The organism is Bradyrhizobium sp. MI1.7, from assembly GCF_055811795.1.
In genome coordinates, this window is the sequence record NZ_JBVVPO010000052.1 from 40567 (window position 1) to 62400 (window position 21834).

Annotated in this window: 20 protein-coding genes and 1 tRNA gene; 18 read left to right on the forward strand and 3 right to left on the reverse strand. The window is 64.3% G+C overall.

The features are described 5' to 3' along the window. The first annotated feature begins 601 nt into the window (after positions 1 to 601). The 3 genes from AC0L3X_RS34145 to AC0L3X_RS34155 all read left to right on the forward strand — a co-directional run bounded on the left by AC0L3X_RS34145 (position 602) and on the right by AC0L3X_RS34155 (position 3521). Complete coding sequence (locus AC0L3X_RS34145; protein ID WP_063982827.1) at positions 602 to 868, forward strand: hypothetical protein; 267 nt, start codon at positions 602 to 604, stop codon at positions 866 to 868. 446 nt (positions 869 to 1314) lie between these two features. Continuing rightward, positions 1315 to 1408, forward strand: a tRNA-Ser gene (locus AC0L3X_RS34150). Between the two features lie 544 nt (positions 1409 to 1952). Next, entirely contained in the window at positions 1953 to 3521 is a 1569-nt protein-coding gene (locus AC0L3X_RS34155) for a porin (RefSeq protein WP_063982828.1), read from the forward strand. 476 nt (positions 3522 to 3997) lie between these two features. Here the strand turns inward: AC0L3X_RS34155 and AC0L3X_RS34160 are convergent, their stop codons facing one another. Continuing rightward, positions 3998 to 6382 (reverse strand): lytic transglycosylase domain-containing protein, encoded by a 2385-nt coding sequence (locus AC0L3X_RS34160; RefSeq protein ID WP_231142123.1) that lies wholly within the window; start codon positions 6380 to 6382, stop codon positions 3998 to 4000. 280 nt (positions 6383 to 6662) lie between these two features. Between AC0L3X_RS34160 and dapA the strand changes: the two genes are divergently transcribed. The 4 genes from dapA to AC0L3X_RS34180 are packed head-to-tail and all read left to right on the forward strand — an operon-like array spanning position 6663 to position 9149. Next, positions 6663 to 7553: a 4-hydroxy-tetrahydrodipicolinate synthase gene (gene dapA / locus AC0L3X_RS34165; RefSeq protein WP_038975901.1), complete on the forward strand. Its 891-nt coding sequence runs from the start codon at positions 6663 to 6665 to the stop codon at positions 7551 to 7553. A gap of 50 nt (positions 7554 to 7603) precedes the next feature. After that, positions 7604 to 8017, forward strand: a complete 414-nt coding sequence (gene mscL / locus AC0L3X_RS34170; RefSeq protein WP_063986320.1) for a large conductance mechanosensitive channel protein MscL — start codon at positions 7604 to 7606, stop codon at positions 8015 to 8017. Positions 8018 to 8076: 59 nt separating this feature from the next. Continuing rightward, positions 8077 to 8550 carry an SsrA-binding protein SmpB gene (gene smpB, locus AC0L3X_RS34175; protein WP_008133025.1) on the forward strand — a complete coding sequence of 158 codons (474 nt, stop codon included), beginning with the start codon at positions 8077 to 8079 and terminating at the stop codon, positions 8548 to 8550. 17 nt (positions 8551 to 8567) lie between these two features. After that, positions 8568 to 9149, forward strand: coding sequence for a peroxiredoxin (locus tag AC0L3X_RS34180; protein WP_063982831.1), 582 nt, complete (start codon positions 8568 to 8570; stop codon positions 9147 to 9149). On the opposite strand, the gene AC0L3X_RS34185 is transcribed toward AC0L3X_RS34180, so the two are convergent. Together AC0L3X_RS34185 and AC0L3X_RS34190 are read right to left on the reverse strand one after the other, a co-directional pair. Further along, positions 9146 to 9820, reverse strand: a complete 675-nt coding sequence (locus tag AC0L3X_RS34185; RefSeq protein ID WP_063982832.1) for a uracil-DNA glycosylase — start codon at positions 9818 to 9820, stop codon at positions 9146 to 9148. The two genes, AC0L3X_RS34180 and AC0L3X_RS34185, sit on opposite strands and share 4 nt — an antisense overlap. After that, positions 9801 to 10448: a LabA-like NYN domain-containing protein gene (locus tag AC0L3X_RS34190; protein WP_014494741.1), complete on the reverse strand. Its 648-nt coding sequence runs from the start codon at positions 10446 to 10448 to the stop codon at positions 9801 to 9803. Before AC0L3X_RS34190 ends, AC0L3X_RS34185 begins: the two co-directional genes overlap by 20 nt. Positions 10449 to 10777: 329 nt before the next feature. On the opposite strand from AC0L3X_RS34190, the gene rpoZ reads away from it, so the two are divergent. The 11 genes from rpoZ to parC all read left to right on the forward strand — a co-directional run bounded on the left by rpoZ (position 10778) and on the right by parC (position 21669). Continuing rightward, complete coding sequence (gene rpoZ, locus AC0L3X_RS34195; RefSeq protein WP_014494742.1) at positions 10778 to 11170, forward strand: DNA-directed RNA polymerase subunit omega; 393 nt, start codon at positions 10778 to 10780, stop codon at positions 11168 to 11170. Between the two features lie 207 nt (positions 11171 to 11377). Continuing rightward, positions 11378 to 13663, forward strand: coding sequence for a RelA/SpoT family protein (locus AC0L3X_RS34200; RefSeq protein WP_071913178.1), 2286 nt, complete (start codon positions 11378 to 11380; stop codon positions 13661 to 13663). 45 nt (positions 13664 to 13708) lie between these two features. After that, the gene (locus AC0L3X_RS34205; RefSeq protein WP_283016769.1) at positions 13709 to 14461 is read left to right on the forward strand and encodes a pyridoxine 5'-phosphate synthase; all 753 of its coding nucleotides are present in this window, start codon (positions 13709 to 13711) and stop codon (positions 14459 to 14461) included. Then, positions 14458 to 14877, forward strand: coding sequence for a holo-ACP synthase (gene acpS, locus AC0L3X_RS34210; protein ID WP_014494745.1), 420 nt, complete (start codon positions 14458 to 14460; stop codon positions 14875 to 14877). The genes AC0L3X_RS34205 and acpS overlap by 4 nt, the downstream gene beginning before the upstream one ends. 250 nt (positions 14878 to 15127) lie before the next feature. Continuing rightward, a complete protein-coding gene (gene lepB, locus AC0L3X_RS34215) occupies positions 15128 to 15892 on the forward strand; it encodes a signal peptidase I (RefSeq protein ID WP_014494746.1) in 765 nt (254 codons plus the stop codon). After that, on the forward strand, positions 15889 to 16755 hold the full coding sequence (gene rnc / locus AC0L3X_RS34220) for a ribonuclease III (protein ID WP_166097080.1): 867 nt from the start codon (positions 15889 to 15891) through the stop codon (positions 16753 to 16755). The genes lepB and rnc overlap by 4 nt, the downstream gene beginning before the upstream one ends. Then, on the forward strand, positions 16745 to 17671 hold the full coding sequence (gene era / locus AC0L3X_RS34225; protein ID WP_283016768.1) for a GTPase Era: 927 nt from the start codon (positions 16745 to 16747) through the stop codon (positions 17669 to 17671). The genes rnc and era overlap by 11 nt, the downstream gene beginning before the upstream one ends. 21 nt (positions 17672 to 17692) lie before the next feature. Next, positions 17693 to 18073: a hypothetical protein gene (locus AC0L3X_RS34230; RefSeq protein ID WP_028150631.1), complete on the forward strand. Its 381-nt coding sequence runs from the start codon at positions 17693 to 17695 to the stop codon at positions 18071 to 18073. 140 nt (positions 18074 to 18213) lie between these two features. Beyond that, entirely contained in the window at positions 18214 to 18966 is a 753-nt protein-coding gene (recO, locus tag AC0L3X_RS34235) for a DNA repair protein RecO (protein ID WP_283016767.1), read from the forward strand. A gap of 105 nt (positions 18967 to 19071) precedes the next feature. Further along, a complete protein-coding gene (locus AC0L3X_RS34240; protein WP_283016766.1) occupies positions 19072 to 19350 on the forward strand; it encodes a hypothetical protein in 279 nt (92 codons plus the stop codon). A 60-nt stretch (positions 19351 to 19410) separates the two neighbouring features. After that, positions 19411 to 21669, forward strand: a complete 2259-nt coding sequence (parC, locus tag AC0L3X_RS34245; RefSeq protein WP_283016765.1) for a DNA topoisomerase IV subunit A — start codon at positions 19411 to 19413, stop codon at positions 21667 to 21669. Positions 21670 to 21834: the final 165 nt, after the last annotated feature.

Here is a 21834-nt window from a genome sequence, read left to right on the forward strand (position 1 = left end):
GTGGAATCTGGTCCTGACGTGTTCGCCGACGCCCTCGTTCTCTTGAGGCCGGGGTATTGCCGGCATTCCCTTTTCCCACATTGCTGATCTGACCGTGACGTGGCCGCGCTGCCTTGGGGCAGGCGAGGGCTGGGGCGAACTGTCGTTCGCCGCGCAGGCGCAATGCGAGGCCGGCGCTCCGATTCCTAAAGTCGCGCGCTTCGCGCTGCGCGGCCTGCCGGCCACGGGGTGGCGCCGCCGCGCGAGGCGCCTGTGTGGCCTTGCCAGCGCGCCCCTCCCACAACGCGCCCCTCCCATGAATTGTAACCGCAGGGCGCGCGTCACCGCGCGCGATGGTTATCGTTCTCCCAAAATCCCAGGGTAAACCGAATCTGACGAATCGCAGAAGTGCCTGCAAAGCGGGGACTTCTTGCATTCGTCGCGCGCGCGCCGTGCGGGTGCGTTTACGTCTGCTTCATCGCGATACTTAAACTGCCATTCAAATTTGCCCGCCATCATCGCCTTCAACAAGCCGGCAAACGGCATGGGGATGAGTTGAACAGGTCTTTGGACGGGAGCCGCGCTCGGGGGAACGAGGCGGCAGAAAAAAAGGGGATGCGTTATGTTTCAGGGTACTTTCGATCTGGAGACGGCGACGCCGATCGACGCGAGCGCGCTGTCGGACGTGTTGTTCGAGCGCGGGATCTATTGGGCGAGCGGCCGCTCCGGCCTCGTTGACCTCGTCGCGGCGCATAAATGGTTCAACCTCGCCGCGCTGAAGGGCCGCAGGGACGCCGTGGCGCTGCGCCAGGAAGTCGCCGGGCAGATGTCGGACGCCGAGATCTCGGCCGCGCAGCGCGAGGCGAGGGCGTGGGTCTCGGCTCACTGAGCCGAGAATCGCATCCGCACCCTTGTCTTCACGGGTGCGCCGGATTGCGCTCAATCAAGTTCCTTCGTCGTGTCGCCACCCGGACCCGCGCGGCATGACCGAGCCGCCGCCCGACGATTCCGCTCTGGAACCCGGACGGCCGCACAAGACGGGCCTCTTGCCGGGGATGTAGAGGTCTTGGGCCTTCCGTCCCGGCGCAGCTCCGGCGTCTGGTTCAATATCTGAGCCGGCGAGGTGGTGCTGAATGCGCCCTGGCAGCGGCGGATCCGGCAATCCCGTGGATGGATGCGCACATATATAGAGAGCGCGAATCGGTTGCGCGTGCCGCGCTGATCCATGCGCCAGGCTTTCGCGGTCGTCCGGCGGTCGCTTTCAGGTGAAAGAACGCACAGACCTTGATTCTGCCGCTTGCGGCTCGCCGCCGTGTCGGGCATACCCGGCATATTGGAGACGTGGCCGAGTGGCTGAAGGCGGCGGTTTGCTAAACCGTTATAGGCTTGTAAAGGCCTATCGAGGGTTCGAATCCCTCCGTCTCCGCCAGCCGAGCTGTCCGCTCCGGTCTCAATCATCCCCACCATCGACAAAGAGCCTTCGCAGCGCGCCTTGGGCGTTGCCGCGACCATGTCTGCGCCTGGTGGAGAGTCGCGGGAAGACCTGTGTGCCTTCTCCTTGAGTCTCCTTCTGATTCCACGATTCGTGCGCGTCAAAGCCTGTTCAGGCCGGAGTTCCGTCCACAACGCCTCAGGTGGGGAATTTTGACGGCAAACGGAACCGTCCTAGAAACATAAGCAAAAACAATATGTTGCGAGCGCGCTTCGATCACATCTGCGTGTTATTTGTGCAACACCCTTCGGAAAACAAACGTCATGGGCTCGCTACGGAGCGTTCTCTTGTTGTGTGTGCAAAGACGTTCGGTAATTGTGACTGAGCGACGGAGGGGGGCATCCCGAGGTCGTCCCGTTTTAGGTGGTTCGCTTAAGTCCACCTTCGCTACGAGGATGCGTTGATTTCCAACGTTTTTTCGCGGGTGGTTCAAACGGCTTTGTACGAGGAATTGTACGGGGCTTCAACTTGGAGGTTTAACATGAAATTCAAGGGCCTTTTGCTCGGTTCTGCGGCAGCACTGCTTGCCGTCGGCGGAGCACAAGCGGCTGATCTTCCCGTAAAGGCCAAGGCGGTCGAATACGTGAGGATCTGCTCGCTCTACGGTGCGGGTTTCTACTACATCCCGGGCACTGACACCTGCATCAAGCTGGGTGGTTATCTGCGTGCTGAAGTCGCGGTCAACGCGACCGATTTCAACGGTAACTTCAGCAGTGTTAACGGTTCTGCGAACCGTCTGACGAACTACTACGTCACTCGCGCCCGTGAAGACTTCAACGTCGACACGCGCACCGCGACCGAATACGGCGTGGTTCGTACCTTCGCCGACGTGGTGTTCTCGTGGACGACGGATACCTACTCGGGCAACGGCACCGGCAACGGCTCCACCGTTTACTCGCAGCTCGGCGCAACGGGCGTTAGCGCTCCGAACAATGCCAACGCGGGCGCCATCGCTGGCGGTACGCTCGGTGTGTACTACGCCTTCATCCAGTTCGCGGGCTTCACGATGGGTAAAGCTGTTGCCCAGTTCGACGCTCCCTGGACCAACTATCCGGGTAACAACTTCGACGGTCTGACTGGCGGCGGCGGCACGGTCACTGGTGTGAACCAGTTCACCTATACTGCCGACTTCGGTCAGGGCATCACTGCCGCGATTTCGGCGGTGGATCCGACGGCCTACTATCAGAGCAACCTGTACAACACCAGCGCCGGCATTTCGATCGCGAATTTTGGTACCGGCGGCTACGGCATCAATGCCTTCGGCGGCACGCGGGCTCCTGACATCCAGGGTATGGTCCGTATTGACCAGGCTTGGGGTCTGTTCCAGTTGTCCGCCGCGGCGCACAACAACCACGTAGCGTACTACGCGACTCCGGGACTTGTCGGAACCGAAGCGGCCGGTCATCCGGGCGACAAGTGGGGCTGGGCTGTCCAGGCGGCGTTGTCCATCAAGAACATTCCGACTGGTGCGGGCGACGTGATCAACGTCCAGGCGGTCTACACCGATGGTGCGACCCGCTACAACTTCCAGAGCTTGGCTTCGCAGAACTATGCAATGTTCGGCGGTACCAACCTGGCTGGTGCCTATCAGAGCATTGGCCTTGCCGGTGCGGCTGACGGTGTGTTCGCCAACGGAACCGGCATCAACACGGTTACGAGCTGGGGTATGCGCGGCGCCTACACCCACAACTGGGATCCGTACTGGAACACCGCAATCTACGGTTCGTACGCTCAGCTGACGTACGGCGCCGCTGGTGCGGCTGCCATTTGCGGCCAACTCGCTACGTTGGGTGCCGCCACTGCGGGTATCACCTCTTGCAACCCGAACTTCAACATCGGCACGATTGGTGTGATCACCCGCTGGACGCCGGTGAAGAACCTGACCTTCTCGGCGGACGTGGCTTACACCATGCTCGACCAGAAGTTCGCGGGCACGATCAGCACGCTCGCTGCTGGCCCTGCGTTTGCTGTGGCCAAGCCGGGTGCTGTGTACGAGCTGAAGGATCAGAGCACGGTCAGCTTGCTGCTCCGCGCTCAGCGCAACTGGTAAGTTTGGTCTAACGACCTGACAGAGAGCCCCGGCGGGAAACCGCCGGGGCTTTTCTTTTGGCGGCATGGCTGTTCTAACGCCGCGGAATGCTGGCGGAGGGCTGGCGTTGCTCTCGTGCTCCATCGTCCGTGACGATCTGGACGAGGCTGTTACGGAGGAGGGGCCCCTGCGCTGCGGGCATCTCCGCGCAATGTATGCAACGGGCCGACTGCCGTTGACGGCATGGCCTTGCAAGCGCCCCATCGTCCTGACGCTGCAGCAGGCGGCAATCGACGCCTTCATCCTCGAGGAGGTGGAACGGCGAGCTTGCCGATCGGACTGCGACCAGGGAGCGCTCGGGGCTCAGTGTCGAGCAAGGCTTGCCTGAAGATCACGCGCGAGCTTCAGCTCTTCTTCAGCAGCTCACGTCCGGACGCGCTGCGGCACTCGCCGCCGACGCTCTCGGCGGTCAATCGGGAGCGCACAGGAGGATGACTCTATTCCACGCTGCCGGTGCCGCGGCGCAGGTCAGCTTCGATCTGCAACCGTGTGCCGCCGCCGAAGCGGGCGCGGTAGACCTGAAGATTCTCCATGATCCGCTGCACGTAGTTGCGCGTCTCGGAGAACGGAATCAGCTCGACCCAGTCGACCGCGTCGACCTTGGGATCGCGCGGGTCGCCGTAGCGGTCGACCCATTTCTTCACGCTGCCGCGGCCGGCATTGTAGGCGGCAAAGGTCATGATGTAGGAGCCGCGGTAGTCCTCGAGCAGTCCGCCGAGCTCGGCCGAGCCGAGCGTGGCGTTGTAGACCGAATCGTTCTTCAGCCGCCCCAGATCGTAGGTCGCGCCGTGCCGCTTGCAGACGTAACGCGCGGCGTCCGGCGTCACTTGCATTAGGCCGTAAGCCTGCGCCGGCGAGACCACGGAGGGGTTGAACGCGCTTTCCTGCCGCGCGATCGCATAGACGATACTGCGCTCGACCTCGGGGCCGATCGGCGTGAACTGCGGAATGCCGTTGACGGGATAGGCGTAGAAGTCGAAGGGGAGGCCGCGGTTGAGCGCAGCCTTGCCGAGCAGCAGCATGCCGCGCGCGTCGCTGTAGCGCTGGGTGAGCTCGCCAAGGCCGGCAAGCGCCTCGGGATCGCCGTTCTCGCCCATGTCGGCGAGAACAGGTATCGCCATCTCGCGTTCGTCGAGCTCGTAGAGCAGGTGCGCGGCGCGCACGATCTCCAGCCGTTCGGCGCTGCGGCCGCGCGGCTGGCTGTTGAGCTCGATCTGCGGCAGGCCGAGTTTTGCGCGCGCGAGCTGGCCGTAATAGCTGGTGGATTGCTCGGCCGCCCGGGCGTAGGCATTGCGCGCCTCCTGCTGGCGGCCCGCCGCTTCCGCCGCGCGGCCCTGCCAATAGCCGGCGCGCGCCAGCGTGGTCGGATTGACGCTGCCGACGCCGATGCGGGCGAAATGCTGGGTGGCGGCGGCGGGGTCGTTGAGGAAGCGCAGCGCGATCCAGCCGGCGGTGAACTCCTGCTCGGTCTTGTAGATGTCGCGCGAGGGCAGGGCCGCGTCGCGCGCGATCAGATAGGCGCTGCGGAATTCCTCGGTGTCGATCATCTTGCGCGCCAGCAGGCGCCGCTCGATCCACCATTCGTCGAGATTGTAGAGACGGTTCGGATCCTTCGGCGCCGACAGCATCAGCTGGGCGGCTTCGGCGAACTTCTCCTCGCGGCGCAGGAGCTGGATCTTGCTGAAGATGAAGCCGGGATCGTTGTGCAGCTCGCGCGGCACGGCGTCGAGCAGCGCGCGCGCGTTCGGCGCCTTCTTGACGGAGGCGATGCGGGCCTTGGCGAGCGCGAGATAGCCGGCGCCGAGGCGCTTTGCGGCGCGGAGCGCGGCTTCGTTCTCGCTGCCGTAGAGCAAGGTGTCCATCCGCGCCTTCTGGTCGCCCGGCGTCAGCAGGGCGCCGAACTGGTCGAGCGCGTTGTTCTCGGTCTCCTCCGACATCGGATCGCTACGCCAAGCCTCGCGCACCAGCCGCTCGGCGTTGGCGCGGTCGCCGCGCGCCAGCATCGCCTTGGCGAGCGTGAAGCGGCCCTTGGCGGACACAGGCGATTCATTCTCGAACCACGACCACGCGACCGAATCGTCGCGCCTGTCGTCCCACATCGCGGCCTCGAGGCGCCGGCGCAGGAAGGTCTGCGACGGCCAGCTCGGATTGGCGGAGAGGAAGGCGCGATAGCGTTCCACGGTCGCGCCATTGTCCTCGCTGCGCAGGATGATCCATTCGGCGAGCTTTCGCGCGACGGGATCCGAGATCGAGGCAGCGTAATTGGTGGCGTCGGCCGCCTTGCGCTTGCGCACGAGCTCGATGACGTTCTCAAGCGTGTCCTTGTCGGCCTGCGACGTCGAGGAGGTCGCAGCGACCGCGGCCGGCGTGACCGGCTTGCGCGGCGTGGCGTGCTGGCGGGTCGCCGGCGCAAGCAGAGGAGCTGCGACGGGTTTGGCGACGGGCGCCGGGGCGGCAGGCCTGACGGTGGCCGTCACGGCCGGCGCGGGTGCGGTCTTGGGGGACGAGCCATTGGCGGCCGGCTGTGATTTTGGCGCGGCGGCTGCGGGCTTGGGCTTGTCCTTGGCGGGTTCCTTGCCGGCGCTCTTGCCTGCATCCTTGGCGGCGTCCTTGCCAGCATCCTTGCCGGGTTTCTTCGCGGCATCCTTGGCCGGGGCGGCAGCTGCTCCCTTGCTCGCGCCCTTCGGTGCTTCCTTGCCGGTTCCCTTCGTTGTTTGCTTCGGTGTTTCCTTGGCGGATCCCTTCGCGGTGTCCTTGGCCCCGTCCGCGGTCGTCTCATTGGACTTGGCCAGGGCGGCGCAGCCGACCGACAGCCCGGCCATGAGGCACACGGCCAGACCGGTGGATCGCCATGCGGAACGAGGAAAGGAGGTCACGGCGTTTGGTCGCCCCGAATCAGTCAGTTGGCTCAAGACCTAGCTGTATTCGCTTGAATATGCGGACAAAATACCAACAGCTGCTTACCTTTGCCCGGTTTGCACCACCACCGCGGCAAAATCGCGGCCTAAACGGTGCGTCACACGGAAGCGGGTCTTTTACCGGCGGGATAGACCCGATATGAATGCAGCTTGCTCAAGAGATAGCCGCGTACGGAGGAAGTCCATGGCAGCCAAGACGAAATTCCGGGGATCGTTCACCGCCTTGGTCACGCCGTTCAAGAACGGCTCGCTGGATGAGGCGGCGTTCCGCTCGCTGGTCAACTGGCAGATCTCGGAAGGCACCAACGGCCTGGTCCCGGTCGGCACCACCGGCGAGAGCCCGACGCTCAGCCATGACGAGCACAAGAAGGTCGTCGAATGGTGCATCGCTGAAGCCAAGGGGCGCGTACCCGTGGTCGCGGGTGCCGGCTCCAATTCGACGAAAGAGGCGATCGAGCTCGCGCAGCACGCCGAGAAGGCTGGCGCGGATGCCGTGCTGGTCGTGACGCCCTATTACAACAAGCCGACCCAGGAAGGGATGTACCAGCACTTCAAGGCGATCAACGATGCGATCGGCATCCCGATCATCATCTACAACATTCCGCCGCGCTCGGTGATCGACATGTCGGTCGACACCATGAAGCGGCTGTGGGAGCTGAAGAACATCGCCGGCGTCAAGGACGCCACCGCCAGCATGGTCCGCGTCTCGCAGCAGCGCGCGGCGATGGGCGAGGATTTCAACCAGCTCTCCGGCGAGGACGCGACCATCCTCGGCTATATGGCGCATGGCGGCCATGGCTGCATCTCGGTGACCTCGAACGTCGCGCCGCGCCTGTGCTCGGAATTCCAGGCCGCCTGGGCGAAGGGCGACACCAAGGCGGCGCTCGCAATCCACGACAAGCTGATGCCGCTGCACAACAACCTCTTCATCGAGAGCAATCCGGCGCCGATCAAGTACGCGATGTCGCTGCTCGGCAAGCTGGACGAGACGCTGCGCCTGCCGATGGTTCCGGTCACCGAGCCGACGCGCGTTGCCGTGCGCAGCGCGATGGTTCATGCTGGGCTGATCAACTGATTTAGCCAACCGGGGAGCCGTTCATGAGCGTCGACGAGAAGGGCAGGAAGATGCTCACGGAGTTCCGCGAGTTCGCCATGAAAGGCAACGTCGTCGACCTCGCCGTCGGCGTCATCATCGGTGCGGCCTTCGGCGCCATCGTCACGTCGCTGGTCGGTGACGTCATCATGCCGATCATCGGCGCCGCGACCGGCGGCCTCGACTTCTCGAACTACTTCGCCCCCTTGTCGAAGGCGGTGACCGCCACCAACTTAGCGGATGCGAAAAAGCAAGGTGCAGTACTTGCTTACGGCAGCTTCCTGACGCTGACGATCAACTTCATCATCGTTGCCTTCGTGTTGTTCCTGGTAATCCGCGCCATGAACACGCTGAAGCGCAAGGAAGAGGCTGCGCCCGCTGCTCCAGCGAAGCCGTCGGCCGAGGTCGAACTGCTGACCGAGATCCGCGATCTCCTCAAGAAGTGACGCGCGCGCTTCATCCAAACTGTTAGCTTACGCGCGCATCTCGACCGGATTTGTCTGTTATGGCCGATAAGAACGAACGTCCTATCAAGGTCATGGCGGAAAATCGCAAGGCCCGCTTCAACTATGCGATCGAAGACACGATCGAGGCGGGCATTGCGCTCACCGGCACCGAGGTCAAATCGATCCGCAACGGCAAGAGCACGATCGCGGAGTCCTACGCCGATTCCAAGGACGGCGAGATCTGGCTGATCAACGCCACCATTCCCGAATATCTCCAGGGCAACCGCTTCAATCACGAACCCAAGCGGCCGCGAAAGCTGCTTCTGCATCGCAAGCAGATCAACAAGCTGATGGGCGCGGTCGACCGCGAAGGCATGACGCTGATCCCGCTCAAGCTCTATTTCAACGAGCGCGGACGGGCCAAGCTGCAGCTGGCGGTTGCAAAGGGCAAGAAGCTGCACGACAAGCGCGAGTCCGAGAAGAAGCGCGATTGGAGCCGGGAGAAGGGCCGGCTGTTGCGGGCGAGGGGATAGCGGCAAGAGGTTGGCGGATGACTCAGAAGAACCTGCTCGAGGTCGATTGGAGCCAGATTCCCGCACCCGCCGACGACGGCGGCGCCGCGCATCTCAAGGGCATGACCTTGCCTCCGGTCAGCCTGCTCGCGACCGACGATACGTCGGTGAATCTGTCAGCACTCTCCGGCCGGACCGTGGTGTTCGCCTATCCGCGCACCGGCGAGCCCGGCAAGATCGGACTGGTCGACGATTGGGACATGATCCCGGGCGCGCGCGGTTGCACGCCGCAGACTTGCGCGTTTCGTGATCTGTTTGCCGAGCTGAAAGCTGCCGGCGCCGCCCAGGTGTACGGCCTCTCGACCCAGAGCAACGCGTACCAGACCGAGATGGCATCGCGGCTGCACCTGCCGTTCCCCGTGCTGTCGGACGAGAAGCTGGCGCTGACGCGCGCCCTCAATCTGCCGACCATGGAGGTCGCTGGCCTGACCTTGATCAAGCGGCTTGCGCTGATCATCGACGACGCCAAAGTCACGCATGTGTTCTATCCGGTGTTTCCGCCGGACCGGAACGCCGGCGATGTCCTGGACTGGCTGAAGGCCAATCCAGCCGAACCCTAGTCCAGGTCGGCCTTCACCTTCGCGAACACGCTGCGGAACATGTCCGTCGTCAGCACGCCGGTGTTCGTGTTGTAGCGCGAGCAATGATAGCTGTCGTAGAGCCTGAATGCGCCGGCCTGATGCACGGCGCCGTGGCCGAAGGGAGCTTGCGAGGCCTTCAGGTTCAGCGGCTTGAGCACCGTGTCGTGCGCAATCCGTCCGAGCGCGACGATCGCGCGCAGCTTCGGCATCGACGCCAGGGTAGCCCCGAGGAACTGGCGGCAGGTGTTGATCTCGACCGGCAGCGGCTTGTTCTGCGGCGGAACGCAATGCACGGCATTGGCGATCCGGCAGTCGACCAGCTTCAGGCCGTCGTCGGGCCGCGCCTGATAGGTGCCCTTGGCGAAGCCGTATTCGAGCAGCGTGGCGTAGAGCAGGTCGCCGGCATAGTCGCCGGTGAAGGGGCGGCCGGTGCGGTTGGCGCCCTGCATGCCTGGTGCAAGGCCGACGATCAGCAGGCGCGCCTTGATGTCGCCGAAGGGGGGGACCGGCGCGTTGTGCCACAACGGCTCGCGCGCGCGGTTCGCCTCGCGAAAGGCGACCAGGCGCGGACAAAGCGGACAGTCACGGTCGGGAACGAGGGTGAGAGGCTGGCGGCTTGACCGGGCCGCCTCACTCCTCGAAGTCGTCATCGCCCCTCGGCGCCATCGTGGTCGCGCGCTGGAGGAACTGCGGGGCGTGATGGCGTCCCTCGCCACGCTCGCCGCGGTCACGCGGGGCGGGTCGTTCGGACGGGTCGCGGCCGAGCTTGGATTGCAGCTCGACGAGGTCGGTGAAGACGTCGGCCTGGCGGCGCAGCTCGTCGGCGATCATCGGCGGCTGGCTCGCGATGGTGGAGATCACGGTGACCCGGACACCGCGGCGCTGGACGGCTTCGACCAGGGAGCGGAAGTCGCCGTCACCCGAGAACAGCACCATCTGGTCGATGTGCTCGGCGAGCTCCATGGCGTCCACGGCGAGCTCGATGTCCATGTTGCCTTTGACCTTGCGGCGGCCGGAGGCGTCGATGAACTCCTTGGTCGCCTTGGTGACGACCGTGTAGCCGTTGTAGTCGAGCCAGTCGATCAGCGGGCGGATCGAGGAGTACTCCTGATCCTCGATGATCGCGGTGTAGTAGAACGCCCGCAACAGCGTCCCGCGGCTCTGAAACTCCTTCAGCAGGCGCTTGTAGTCGATGTCGAAGCCGAGAGTTTTCGCCGTCGCGTAGAGATTGGCCCCGTCGATGAAGAGCGCGATCTTGTTAGTGGCAGAAGGTGACATTCAGTTTGCTCGCGTAGCGTTCGTGATTGATCGTTTATTGTTGGCGCGGCGACAGCAAGCCGCGCAGGTCTATGGTGCCGCCGAAGCCCGTCGAAACCGCAAATCCGGAGAAGTCGTGGCAATCAAGGTATAGTTATGGCGGACCTGCATACGCCCGGTGCCACCCTCAACAGCAGCCCGGCAAACCACCCATCCCAGCCCCAATGTGGGGGTAGCAGAGCCGTTTGGCGAGGCCAAATCACAAATTGGCCTTGCGAAATCGCCCTGTCCCCTATAACTAGCCCCAATCATCCACATATTTCGTCCCACCCACAACGGAGCGACAGTCCATGGCTCGCGTCACCGTAGAAGATTGTATCGACAAGGTCGACAACCGGTTTGACCTGGTCCTGCTGGCCGCCCACCGGGCCCGCATGATTTCGTCCGGTTCACAACTAACGGTTGACCGCGATAACGACAAGAACCCCGTTGTGTCTTTACGCGAAATTGCGGACGAAACCATCTCGCCGGAGGACCTCCGCGAGGAGCTGGTCCACTCGCTCCAGAAATTCGTCGAGGTCGACGAGCCCGAGCCCGATACGGTCCCGCTGATCGGTTCCGCCGGTGCCAGCGTCGATGCCGACGATACCGAAGTTGCCGTTGAGCGCATGACCGAAGAGGAGCTCCTGAAGGGCCTCGAGGGCCTCGCGCCGCCGGAAGAACAGCCCGAGGAGGACGAGTAATCGTCCCGTCGCAGTCGTCGATTTCTTGTGATCTTATCAAAGGCCCGAACCCGTGTTCGGGCCTTTGCTTTTGTTGGCGTTTTCGTGGTTACCATAGCGTTGCCGCATCGCGTTGCGCGCCTGTCACCGAATTGATCGGACGCACGCGCGATCGGGGCTAAGATGTATGCAACGGGCAGCTCATGGTCCGTTTGAAGGCAGGATGGCATGGTGTATCGGCGCCGGAGACAAACGCAGATGCTGGCCGCAACCGAATCGGTTGCCGTGGCCCCGACTGCGCCGGTGGGGCGCCCGGCCAAGCCTCGCGCGCGCATGATGCGTCAATATGACCTCGTCGAGCGCGTCAGGTCCTACAATCCCAATACCAACGAAGACCTGCTGAACCGCGCCTATGTCTACGCCATGAAGGCGCACGGCTCGCAGACACGTGCCTCGGGCGATCCGTATTTCTCGCACCCGCTCGAAGTGGCGGCGATTCTCACCGATCTGAAGCTCGACGACGCCACCATCGTGGCTGCCCTGCTGCACGACACGATCGAGGACACCGAGGCGACGCGTGCCGAGATCGACCAGATCTTCGGGCCCGAGATCGGCGCGCTGGTCGAGGGCCTGACCAAGCTGAAGCGGCTGGAGCTGGTGTCGCGCGAGGCCAAGCAGGCCGAGAACCTGCGCAAATTGTTGCTGGCCATTGCCGACGATGTCCGCGTTCTGCTGGTCAAGCTCGCCGACCGCCTGCACAACATGCGTACGCTGGACTTCGTGCCGCCGGAGTCGCGACGGCGCATTGCCGAGGAGACGCTCGACATCTATGCGCCGCTGGCCGGGCGCATGGGCATGCAGGAAATGCGCGAGGAGCTGGAGGATTTGTCCTTCCGCACCCTCGATCCCGAAGCCTATTCGGTGGTGATGCAGCGGCTCGACGCGCTCGCCGAGCGCAACCGCAACCTGATCGGCGAGATCGAGGACCAGCTCTCCAACAATCTGCGCCACCGGGGGCTCGGCGCGCGGGTCTATGGCCGCCGCAAGAAGCCGTTCTCGATCTGGACCAAGATGGAACGCAAGTCGGTCGGCTTCGAGCAATTGTCCGACATCTTCGGCTTCCGCCTCGTCGTCAACGACATCGAGGCCTGCTATCGCGCGCTCGGCATCGTCCACACCAACTGGCCGGTCGTGCCCGGGCGTTTCAAGGACTACATCTCGACGCCGAAGCAGAACGACTACCGCTCGATCCACACCACGGTGATCGGCCCCGGCAACCAGCGCGTCGAGCTGCAGATCCGTACCGAGGCGATGGACCAGATCGCCGAGCGCGGCATCGCCGCACACGTGTTCTACAAGGAAGACGTGGGCTCGCCGACCGAGTTTCTCAAGCGCGAGTCCAATGCGTTCGCCTGGTTGCGCCACACCATCGGCATCCTCTCGGAGAGCGCCAACCCCGAGGAATTCCTCGAGCACACCAAGCTCGAGCTGTTCCACGACCAGGTGTTCTGCTTCACCCCGAAGGGCAAGCTGATCGCGCTGCCGCGCCATGCCAATGTGATCGACTTCGCCTATGCCGTGCATACCGACGTCGGCAACAGCGCCGTCGGCTGCAAGATCAACGGCCAGTTCGCGCCGCTGTCCTCGGAGCTCCAGAACGGCGACGAGGTCGAGGTGCTGACCTCGGAGGCGCAGGCGGCGCCGCCCTCGGCCTGGGAAACGCTCGCGGTCACCGGCAAGGCGCGCGCCGCGATCCGCCGCGCCACCAGGACGGCGGTGCGCGACCAATATGTCGGTCTCGGCCGGCGCATCGTCGAACGCCTGTTCGAGCGCGCCAAGATCGAATACGCCGATGACAAGCTCAAGGGCGCGCTGCCGCGGCTGGCGCGCACCTCGATCGAGGACGTCATGGCGGCGGTCGGCCGCGGCGAGATCAAGGCCTCCCACGTCGCGCGTGCGATGTATCCCGACTACAAGGAGGAGCGCATCGCGCGCTACGGCGTCAAGAAGGGGCTCGCCGCCAAGCTCAGGGAGAAGTCGTCGGAGCCGCCGCGCAGCCCGGTCGCGATCCCGATCCGCGGCATCAATTCCGACCTGCCGGTGAAGTTCGCGCCGAACGGCGGCGCCGTGCCCGGGGACCGCATCGTCGGCATCGTCACGCCGGGCGAGGGGATCACGATCTACCCGATCCAGGCGCCGGCCCTGAAGGATTTCGAGGAGGAGCCGGAGCGCTGGCTCGACGTGCGCTGGGACATCGAGGATTCCGCCCCGCAGCGCTTCCCGGCCCGCATCAAGGTCGAGAACGTCAACGAGCCCGGCGCGCTGGCACAGATCGCGACCGTGATCGCCGAGCACGACGGCAACATCGACAACATCAGCATGCAGCGCCGCTCGCCCGATTTCACGGAGACGACGATCGACCTCGAGGTCTACGATCTCAAGCATCTGAGCGCGATCCTCGCCCAGCTGCGCGCCAAGGCGGTCGTGGCCCGTGTCGAACGTGTTAATGGATAGACGCCTCTCGTATGCGTCCATCTCCCTGATTTCGTGAGTCCTGAAATGTCCGCTTCTCCGCTCCGCCTCGGCGTCAATATCGACCACGTCGCAACCGTGCGTAACGCGCGCGGCGGCCGCCATCCCGATCCGGTGCGCGCCGCGCTGCTGGCGATCGAGGCCGGCGCCGACGGCATCACCGCGCATCTGCGCGAGGATCGCCGCCACATCCGCGACGAGGACATGGCGCGGCTGAAGGCCGAGATCTCCAGGCCGCTCAATTTCGAGATGGCGGCGACCGACGACATGATGCGGATCTCGCTTGCGACCAAGCCGCACGCGGTGTGCCTCGTGCCGGAGCGCCGCCAGGAGGTGACGACCGAAGGCGGCCTCGACGTGGTCGGCCAGCACAATGCGCTCGCGCCCTACATCGCACGGCTGAACGATGCGGGCATCCGGGTCTCGCTGTTCATCGCCGCCGATCCCGCGCAGATCGAGATGGCGGCGCGGCTGCGTGCGCCCGTGATCGAGATCCACACGGGGGCCTGGTGCGACGCCGTCGTCGACGGCCACACCGGGAAGGCCGAGGCGGAATGGCAGCGGATCGTGGCAGGGGTGAAGCTGGCCAAGGAAGCGGGGCTCGAGGTTCATGCGGGCCATGGGCTCGACTATGCGACGGCGGAGACGATCGCGGCGCTGCCGGAGATCATGGAGCTCAACATCGGCTACTACATGATCGGCGAGGCGCTGTTCGTCGGGCTCGCCGAGACGGTGCGCAGCATGCGCGCGGCGATGGACCGCGGCCGGAGCCGGGCATGATCATCGGCATCGGCTCCGACCTGATCGACATCACCCGCGTCGGCAAGGTGATCGAGCGCCATGGCGAGCGTTTCCTCGACCGCATCTTCACCGCGGCCGAGCGGGCCAAGGCGGAGCGGCGCGCCAAGAGCGAGAAGATGGTGGTTGCAACCTACGCCAAGCGCTTCGCGGCCAAGGAGGCCTGCTCGAAGGCGCTAGGTACCGGCATCCGGAACGGTGTCTGGTGGCGCGACATGGGGGTGGTCAACCTGCCGGGAGGGCGGCCGACCATGCAGTTGACGGGCGGGGCGCTGGCCCGGCTCCAGGCCCTGACGCCCGAGGGGTTCGAGGCGAAAATCGACCTGTCGATCACCGACGACTGGCCGCTGGCGCAGGCCTTCGTCATCATTTCCGCGGTGCCGCTGGCCAAGCCCTGACCGTCGGCGGGCTGTTTTTATAATTCACATTAAAAATCAATGTCTTATGCAGTTTTGATGCGATCCTTGATTGCGTGGCCCCCGACAACCGTCTAAAAGTCCGCGAACGCAAATCAGGCTGGGCGAATTCGGCTTTACGCCGGAATTGGCCCTCATTATCAGAATCAGGACAATCTCCTTGGGCCGCGAAGCGATGGGCTGTTCGCGGAAGGAGGGCGCTCTGTGACCGCCGGCCGGAATTGAGAGAGCAATGAGCGTGACTTCGGGAACGAAAACTGAAAGCGGCGTCGGCGAAACGATCCGCGTCGTGATCCACGCTCTCCTGATCGCGCTCGTGATCCGCACGTTCCTGTTCCAGCCGTTCAACATTCCGTCCGGCTCGATGAAGGCGACGCTGCTGGTCGGCGACTATCTGTTCGTCTCGAAATATTCCTACGGCTATAGCCACTACTCGATCCCGTTCTCGCCGCCGCTGTTCTCGGGGCGGATCTGGGGCTCGGACCCGAACCGCGGCGACATCGTCGTGTTCCGCCTGCCGAAGGACGACTCCACCGATTACATCAAGCGCGTCATCGGCCTTCCCGGCGACCGCATCCAGATGAAGGATGGGTTGCTCTACATCAACGACACTCCGGTCGAGCGGCAGCGGATGAGCGAATTTGTCGGCGAGGATCCCTGCGGCTCCGAAGGCGGGGGCATCTCGCGGGTGAAGCGCTGGAAGGAAACGCTGCCGAACGGCGTGTCCTATGAGACGCTGGACTGCGCCGACAACGGCTACATGGACAACACCAACGTCTACAACGTGCCGCCGGGCCATTTCTTCATGATGGGCGACAACCGTGACAACTCCACCGACAGCCGCTTCCTCGGCCAGGTCGGCTACGTGCCGCAGGAGAATTTGATCGGCCGCGCCCAGATGATCTTCTTCTCCATCGCCGAAGGCGAGCATGCCTGGATGTTCTGGCGCTGGCCTTGGGCGGTGCGCTGGAACCGTTTCTTCAAAATCGTCCGATGAAAGACGAAGCCAAGGACATCCCGATCCAATCGACCGAGCCCGCGGCGGGCGCCGACGGCGAAGCTGCGACCAAGACGCTTGCGACCAAGACGCCTGAAACCAAGACACCTGAAACCAAGACGCCTGCAAAGAAGAAGCGGGTGCGCAGCAGCAAGGCCAAGGCCTCGGATGCGAACGCGGCGCTCGAGGCGCGCATCGGCCACAGCTTTGCCGATCCGAATCTGCTGATGCAGGCGATCACGCATGTCTCGGCGCTGAAGTCTGGGCGCAAGCGCGGCGACAGCTATCAGCGGCTGGAATTCCTGGGCGACCACGTGCTGGGGCTCGTCGTCTCCGACATGCTGTATCACGCCTTCCCGAATGCCGACGAGGGCGAGCTGTCCAAGCGACTTGCCGAACTGGTGCGCAAGGAGAGCTGCGCCGACGTTGCCAAGTCGCTCGGTCTGCTCGACGACGTCAAGCTCGGTTCGGTCGGACCGAGCGCCGATGCCCGCCTGCGCAAGAGCGTGCTCGGCGACATCTGCGAGGCCGTGATCGGCGCCGTCTTCCTCGACGGTGGCTATGCGGCGGCGGCGGAATTCGTCAGGCGCAACTGGACCGAACGGATGCACAAGCCGCGGCGTCCCTTGCGCGATCCCAAGACCGTGCTGCAGGAATGGGCGCAGGGGAAGGGGCTGCCGACGCCTGTCTACCGCGAGGTCGAGCGCACCGGCCCGCATCACGATCCGCAGTTCCGCGTCGCGGTGGATCTGCCGGGATTGGCGTCGGCCGAAGGCATCGGTGGCAGCAAGCGTGCAGCGGAGAAGGTGGCGGCCTCAGTGATGATCGAACGTGAAGGTGTTGGCGGCGGCAATGACGGCTGAAGCAAGCGGCGAGGCGCCCTCCACAACGCGCTGCGGCTTCGTTGCGCTGATCGGCGCGCCGAATGTCGGAAAATCCACGCTGGTCAATGCGCTGGTCGGGGCCAAGGTCACGATCGTCTCGCGCAAGGTGCAGACCACGCGCGCGCTGATCCGCGGCATCGTCATCGAGGACAACGCGCAGATCATCCTGGTCGACACGCCCGGCATCTTCCTGCCCAAGCGCAGGCTCGACCGCGCCATGGTCTCGACGGCCTGGAGCGGGGCGCACGACGCCGACTTCGTCTGCGTGCTGCTCGACGCCAAGGCCGGGATTGATGAAGAGGCCGAGGCGATCCTCACCAAGGTCGCCAGCGTCAAGCACGAGAAGATCCTGGTCATCAACAAGGTCGATCTGGTCCAGCGCGAGAAGCTGCTGGCGCTGGCGCAGGCCGCCAACGAGCGCATGGCCTTTGCAAAGACCTTCATGATCGCGGCGATCTCGGGCGACGGCGTCGACGACCTCAGGCATACGCTGGCCGAAATCGTGCCGCCGGGCCCGTTCCTCTACCCCGAAGACCAGATGTCGGACGCGCCGATGCGGCAGCTTGCGGCCGAGATCACGCGCGAGAAGATCTATCGCAAGCTGCACCAGGAGTTGCCCTACCAATCCACGGTCGAGACCGACAAGTGGGAGGAGCGCAAGGACAAGTCGGTGCGCATCGAGCAGACGATCTTCGTCGAGCGCGAGAGCCAGCGCAAGATCGTGCTCGGCGCAGGCGGCGCCACCATCAAGTCGATCGGCGCGGACTCGCGCAAGGAGATCGGCGAGATCCTGGGCGTGCCGGTGCACCTGTTCCTGTTCGTCAAGGTGCGCGAAAACTGGGGCGACGATCCCGATCGCTATCGCGAGATGGGCCTGGAATTTCCCAAAGAATAACCAAGAAAAGATCGGTCACCGATGAGCGTACCCAGCAACGTCCGGCGCTTCGAAGCGCTGCTCTATGCGTCATTGATGCTGGATGCCCTGTCGGTCGCGGTGCAGGACCGCACGCCCAATGCCGAGATGACCGAGCAGATGATCATGATGGCGACCATGCTCGCCGGCGGCATGATCCTGCTGCTGGTCTATTTCGTCTGGTTGGCTGCGCGTTGGCGCAAGAACTGGCCGCGCTGGGTGCTGGCGGCGGCCCTCGTGCTGTCCGTGATCTCGCTCGGCCAGATCATCGGCGAGAAGGGCCTGGAGCTCGACAGCGTCATCGAGATCGTCTCCTGCGTGTTGACGGCGATGGGGCTGTATTTCTCGTTCAGCGGCGACGCGCAGGGCTGGTTCAACGCCTAACGTCTTGCGCGATGCCGTAGGGTGGGCAAAGGCGCGCCCTTGCGCGCCGTGCCCACCATAATCGCGCTGCGGATCAAATTGGTGGGCACGCTTCGCTTTGCCCGTCCTACACTCACCTGAAATGCGATAAGCTCCGTTCCATGGAATGGACCGACGAAGGCATCGTGCTGGGCGTGCGGCGGCATGGCGAGAGCAGCGCCATCGTCGAGCTGCTGACGCGTGCGCACGGCCGGCATCTCGGCCTCGTGCGCGGTGGCGCCGGTTCGCGGATGCGGCCGCTCTTGCAGCCCGGCAACAGCGTCGGTGTGGTGTGGCGGGCGCGGCTCGACGAGCATCTCGGCACCTATGCGATTGAGGGCCTCAAGCTGCGCGCGGCGACGCTGCTGGGATCCGCCCACGGGGTCTATGGCGTCACCCATCTCGCCTCGATTGCGCGGCTGCTTCCGGAGCGCGATCCGCACGAAGACATCTTTGCGATGCTCGAACATTCACTCGATGATTTCGACGATATCGGCAGTGCCGCGGTGCACCTCATCCATTTCGAGCTGGCGATGCTCGCCGAGCTCGGCTTTGGGCTGGCGCTGGAAAACTGCGCGGTGACCGGCGAGACCACGGATCTGATCTATGTTTCGCCGAAATCCGGCGGCGCGGTGTCGCGCGGGGCCGGCGAGCCATGGCGCGACCGGCTGTTGCGCCTGCCGCCGTTCCTGCGTCGTGGCGAGGCCGCGAGCGACCTCACCGACCAGGATCTCCAGGACGGCTTCCGGCTCACCGGCCTGTTCCTGCTGCGCCATGTGCTGGAGCCGCGCGGCCAAGGCCATTCCGACGCGCGCGCCGGCTTCATCAATGCGCTGACGCGGCAGCAGGCGAATTTGGCCATTCCGGCGCCATGACCTGAGAGCGCTTCTGCCCTGTCGCCAGACATGGAAGTTCCCCGGGAACGAAATCCGCCTGGTCGAATTGGCCCTCGCAGGGTTCCACAACGGGGACAGCCAAAAATGTTGATCAAGGGATTCGCCGTGTCGGCGGCGTTGCTTGCGTTCGCGCCTGACGCCGCGGCTGGCGAGCCGCAACTGGGTGTCTTTCGCCGGGCATCCTGCACCGTGATCCGGTATTACGTGGCGAAATATTCCGCTGCGGCCGCAGAGAGTTGGGCGCGGTCCAAGGGGGCAACGGAGGCCGAAATCGAAGTCGCCCGGCGTTGCCTGACCAATGCGCCGGTCACCGCGCAAGCCAAGACCCAGCAGCCAGTGACCGCCGGCTGGGCAGGGCAATAGCCGCCCACAGGGAACCAATCGATCCTTGCCCGATTCGTTTCCACGGTTTAACCGGGCGGCATGGGAAAACGATTGATTCCGCCGGAGGAACCGGCCGAAATTCACGAGGTGCCGCTGCGTGAGGCGCTGGAAGAGCGCTATCTCGCCTATGCGCTCTCCACCATCATGCACCGTGCGCTGCCGGATGCGCGCGACGGTCTGAAGCCGGTGCACCGGCGCATCCTCTACGGCATGCGCTTGCTCCGGCTCGACCCCGGCACGGCGTTCAAGAAATCCGCCAAGATCGTCGGCGACGTGATGGGCTCGTTCCATCCGCATGGCGACCAGGCGATCTATGACGCCATGGTACGCCTCGCGCAGGATTTCTCCTCGCGCTACCCGCTGGTCGACGGCCAAGGCAATTTTGGCAATATCGACGGCGATAACCCGGCTGCCTATCGCTACACCGAAGCGCGCATGACCGACGTGGCGCGGCTTCTGCTCGAGGGCATCGACGAGGACGGCGTCGAGTTCCGGCCCAACTACGACGGCCAGTCGAAAGAGCCGGTCGTGCTGCCCGGCGGCTTTCCGAACCTGCTTGCCAACGGCGCGCAAGGCATCGCGGTCGGCATGGCGACCTCGATCCCGCCGCACAACGCGGCCGAGCTCTGCGACGCCGCGCTGCACCTGATCGAGAAGCCCGACGCGAAATCCAAGGCGCTGCTGAAGTGGGTCAAGGGCCCGGATTTCCCGACCGGCGGCATCTGCGTCGATTCCAAGCAGGCGATCGCTGAAGCCTATACGACCGGTCGCGGCTCGTTCCGTGTTCGCGCTCGATGGGAGCAGGAAGAGGGTACGCGAGGCACCTGGGTCGTCGTCGTCACCGAGATTCCCTTCCTGGTGCAGAAGTCGCGCCTGATCGAGAAGGTCGCCGAGCTGCTGGACCAGAAGAAGCTGCCGCTGGTCGGCGACATCAGGGACGAGTCGGCCGAAGACGTCCGCATCGTGATCGAGCCGAAGTCGAAGAACGTCGATCCCGCCCTGATGATGGAATCGTTGTTCCGGCTGACCGAGCTCGAAAACAAGATTCCGCTGAACCTCAACGTGCTGATCAAGGGCCGCATCCCCAAGGTCGTCGGGCTCGCGGAGTGCTTGCGCGAATGGCTCGACCATCTGCGCGACGTCCTGATCCGCCGGACCAACTTCCGCAAGGCGCAGATCGAGAACCGGCTCGAAGTTCTGGGCGGTTTGTTGATCGCGTACTTGAACCTCGACGAGGTGATCAGGATCATCCGCACCGTGGACGAGCCGAAGCCGGCGCTGATCAAGGCGTTCAAGCTTACCGAGGTGCAGGCCGAGGCCATCCTCAACATGCGCCTGCGTAGCTTGCGCAAGCTCGAGGAAATGGAGATCCGCACCGAGGAAAAGAACCTCCGCGCCGAGCTCAAGGGCATCAACGCGGTGCTCGCCTCGGAGCCGGAGCAGTGGAAGAAGGTCGGCGAGCAGGTCGGCAAGGTCCGCGACATGTTTGGACCGAAGACGCCGCTCGGCAAGCGCCGCACCACCTTTGCGGATGCGCCCGAGCACGACCTCGCCGCAATGGAAGAAGCCCTCGTCGAGCGCGAGCCGGTGACGGTCGTGGTCTCCGACAAGGGCTGGATCCGCACCATGAAGGGCCATGTCGAGGATCTCTCGGGGCTCGCCTTCAAGCAAGACGACAAGCTCGGTTTTGCCTTCTTCGCGGAGACGACCTCGAAGCTCTTGCTGTTCGCCACCAACGGCAAATTCTACTCGCTCGATGTCGCGAAGCTTCCGGGCGGTCGCGGCCATGGCGAGCCGATCCGTCTGTTCATCGACCTCGAGCAGGAGGCCGCTCCCGTCGCGCTGTTCGTCAACAAGGGCGGGCGTAAATTCCTGGTCGCGAGCCACGAGGGTCAGGGTTTCGTCGTCAACGAGGACGATTGCGTCGGCACCACCAAGAAAGGCAAGCAGGTCCTCAACGTCGACATGCCGAACGAGGCGCGCACGGTCACCGAGGTGATCGGCGACACCGTCGCGGTCATCGGCGAGAACCGCAAGATGCTGGTCTTCCCGCTCGACCAGGTGCCGGAGATGGCCCGCGGTCGCGGCGTGCGCCTGCAGAAGTACAAGGACGGCGGCCTGTCCGACGTCGCCGTGTTCGAGGCCAAGGCGGGCCTGACCTGGAAGGACTCCGCTGGCCGCGAATTCTCCGCGACCATGAAGGAGCTTGCGGAGTGGCAAGGCACCCGCGCGGATGCCGGCCGCCTGCCGCCGAAGGGTTTCCCGAAGTCGAACAAGTTCGGCAAGGTGATCGGGTAAGCAGGCTCGTGTCCCGGATGCGCTGCAGCGTGAAACGCTGCTGCGCAGAGCCGGGACGCCACAACACAGGTGTCATGCCCCGGCTTGATGTTTAGTCCGGAGACATGGCTGACACCTGTTCGGACACATCACTGACAGGTTGGCCATTGGTCAAGTCGATCGATG

Excerpts from the sequence above, each read along its gene's own strand:
- AC0L3X_RS34145 (WP_063982827.1), top strand. The coding sequence starts at position 602 with ATGTTTCAGGGTACTTTCGATCTGGAGACGGCGACGCCGATCGACGCG.
- AC0L3X_RS34185 (WP_063982832.1), bottom strand. The coding sequence starts at position 9,820 with ATGACGACTTCGAGGAGTGAGGCGGCCCGGTCAAGCCGCCAGCCTCTC.
- rnc (WP_166097080.1), top strand. The coding sequence starts at position 15,889 with ATGAAAGACGAAGCCAAGGACATCCCGATCCAATCGACCGAGCCCGCG.
- parC (WP_283016765.1), top strand. The coding sequence starts at position 19,411 with ATGGGAAAACGATTGATTCCGCCGGAGGAACCGGCCGAAATTCACGAG.
- AC0L3X_RS34200 (WP_071913178.1), top strand. The coding sequence starts at position 11,378 with ATGGTGTATCGGCGCCGGAGACAAACGCAGATGCTGGCCGCAACCGAA.
- recO (WP_283016767.1), top strand. The coding sequence starts at position 18,214 with ATGGAATGGACCGACGAAGGCATCGTGCTGGGCGTGCGGCGGCATGGC.
- AC0L3X_RS34155 (WP_063982828.1), top strand. The coding sequence starts at position 1,953 with ATGAAATTCAAGGGCCTTTTGCTCGGTTCTGCGGCAGCACTGCTTGCC.
- AC0L3X_RS34240 (WP_283016766.1), top strand. The coding sequence starts at position 19,072 with ATGTTGATCAAGGGATTCGCCGTGTCGGCGGCGTTGCTTGCGTTCGCG.
- era (WP_283016768.1), top strand. The coding sequence starts at position 16,745 with ATGACGGCTGAAGCAAGCGGCGAGGCGCCCTCCACAACGCGCTGCGGC.
- AC0L3X_RS34190 (WP_014494741.1), bottom strand. The coding sequence starts at position 10,448 with ATGTCACCTTCTGCCACTAACAAGATCGCGCTCTTCATCGACGGGGCC.
- dapA (WP_038975901.1), top strand. The coding sequence starts at position 6,663 with ATGGCAGCCAAGACGAAATTCCGGGGATCGTTCACCGCCTTGGTCACG.
- smpB (WP_008133025.1), top strand. The coding sequence starts at position 8,077 with ATGGCCGATAAGAACGAACGTCCTATCAAGGTCATGGCGGAAAATCGC.
- AC0L3X_RS34230 (WP_028150631.1), top strand. The coding sequence starts at position 17,693 with ATGAGCGTACCCAGCAACGTCCGGCGCTTCGAAGCGCTGCTCTATGCG.
- lepB (WP_014494746.1), top strand. The coding sequence starts at position 15,128 with ATGAGCGTGACTTCGGGAACGAAAACTGAAAGCGGCGTCGGCGAAACG.
- mscL (WP_063986320.1), top strand. The coding sequence starts at position 7,604 with ATGCTCACGGAGTTCCGCGAGTTCGCCATGAAAGGCAACGTCGTCGAC.
- acpS (WP_014494745.1), top strand. The coding sequence starts at position 14,458 with ATGATCATCGGCATCGGCTCCGACCTGATCGACATCACCCGCGTCGGC.
- AC0L3X_RS34160 (WP_231142123.1), bottom strand. The coding sequence starts at position 6,382 with ATGGCCGGGCTGTCGGTCGGCTGCGCCGCCCTGGCCAAGTCCAATGAG.
- AC0L3X_RS34180 (WP_063982831.1), top strand. The coding sequence starts at position 8,568 with ATGACTCAGAAGAACCTGCTCGAGGTCGATTGGAGCCAGATTCCCGCA.
- rpoZ (WP_014494742.1), top strand. The coding sequence starts at position 10,778 with ATGGCTCGCGTCACCGTAGAAGATTGTATCGACAAGGTCGACAACCGG.
- AC0L3X_RS34205 (WP_283016769.1), top strand. The coding sequence starts at position 13,709 with ATGTCCGCTTCTCCGCTCCGCCTCGGCGTCAATATCGACCACGTCGCA.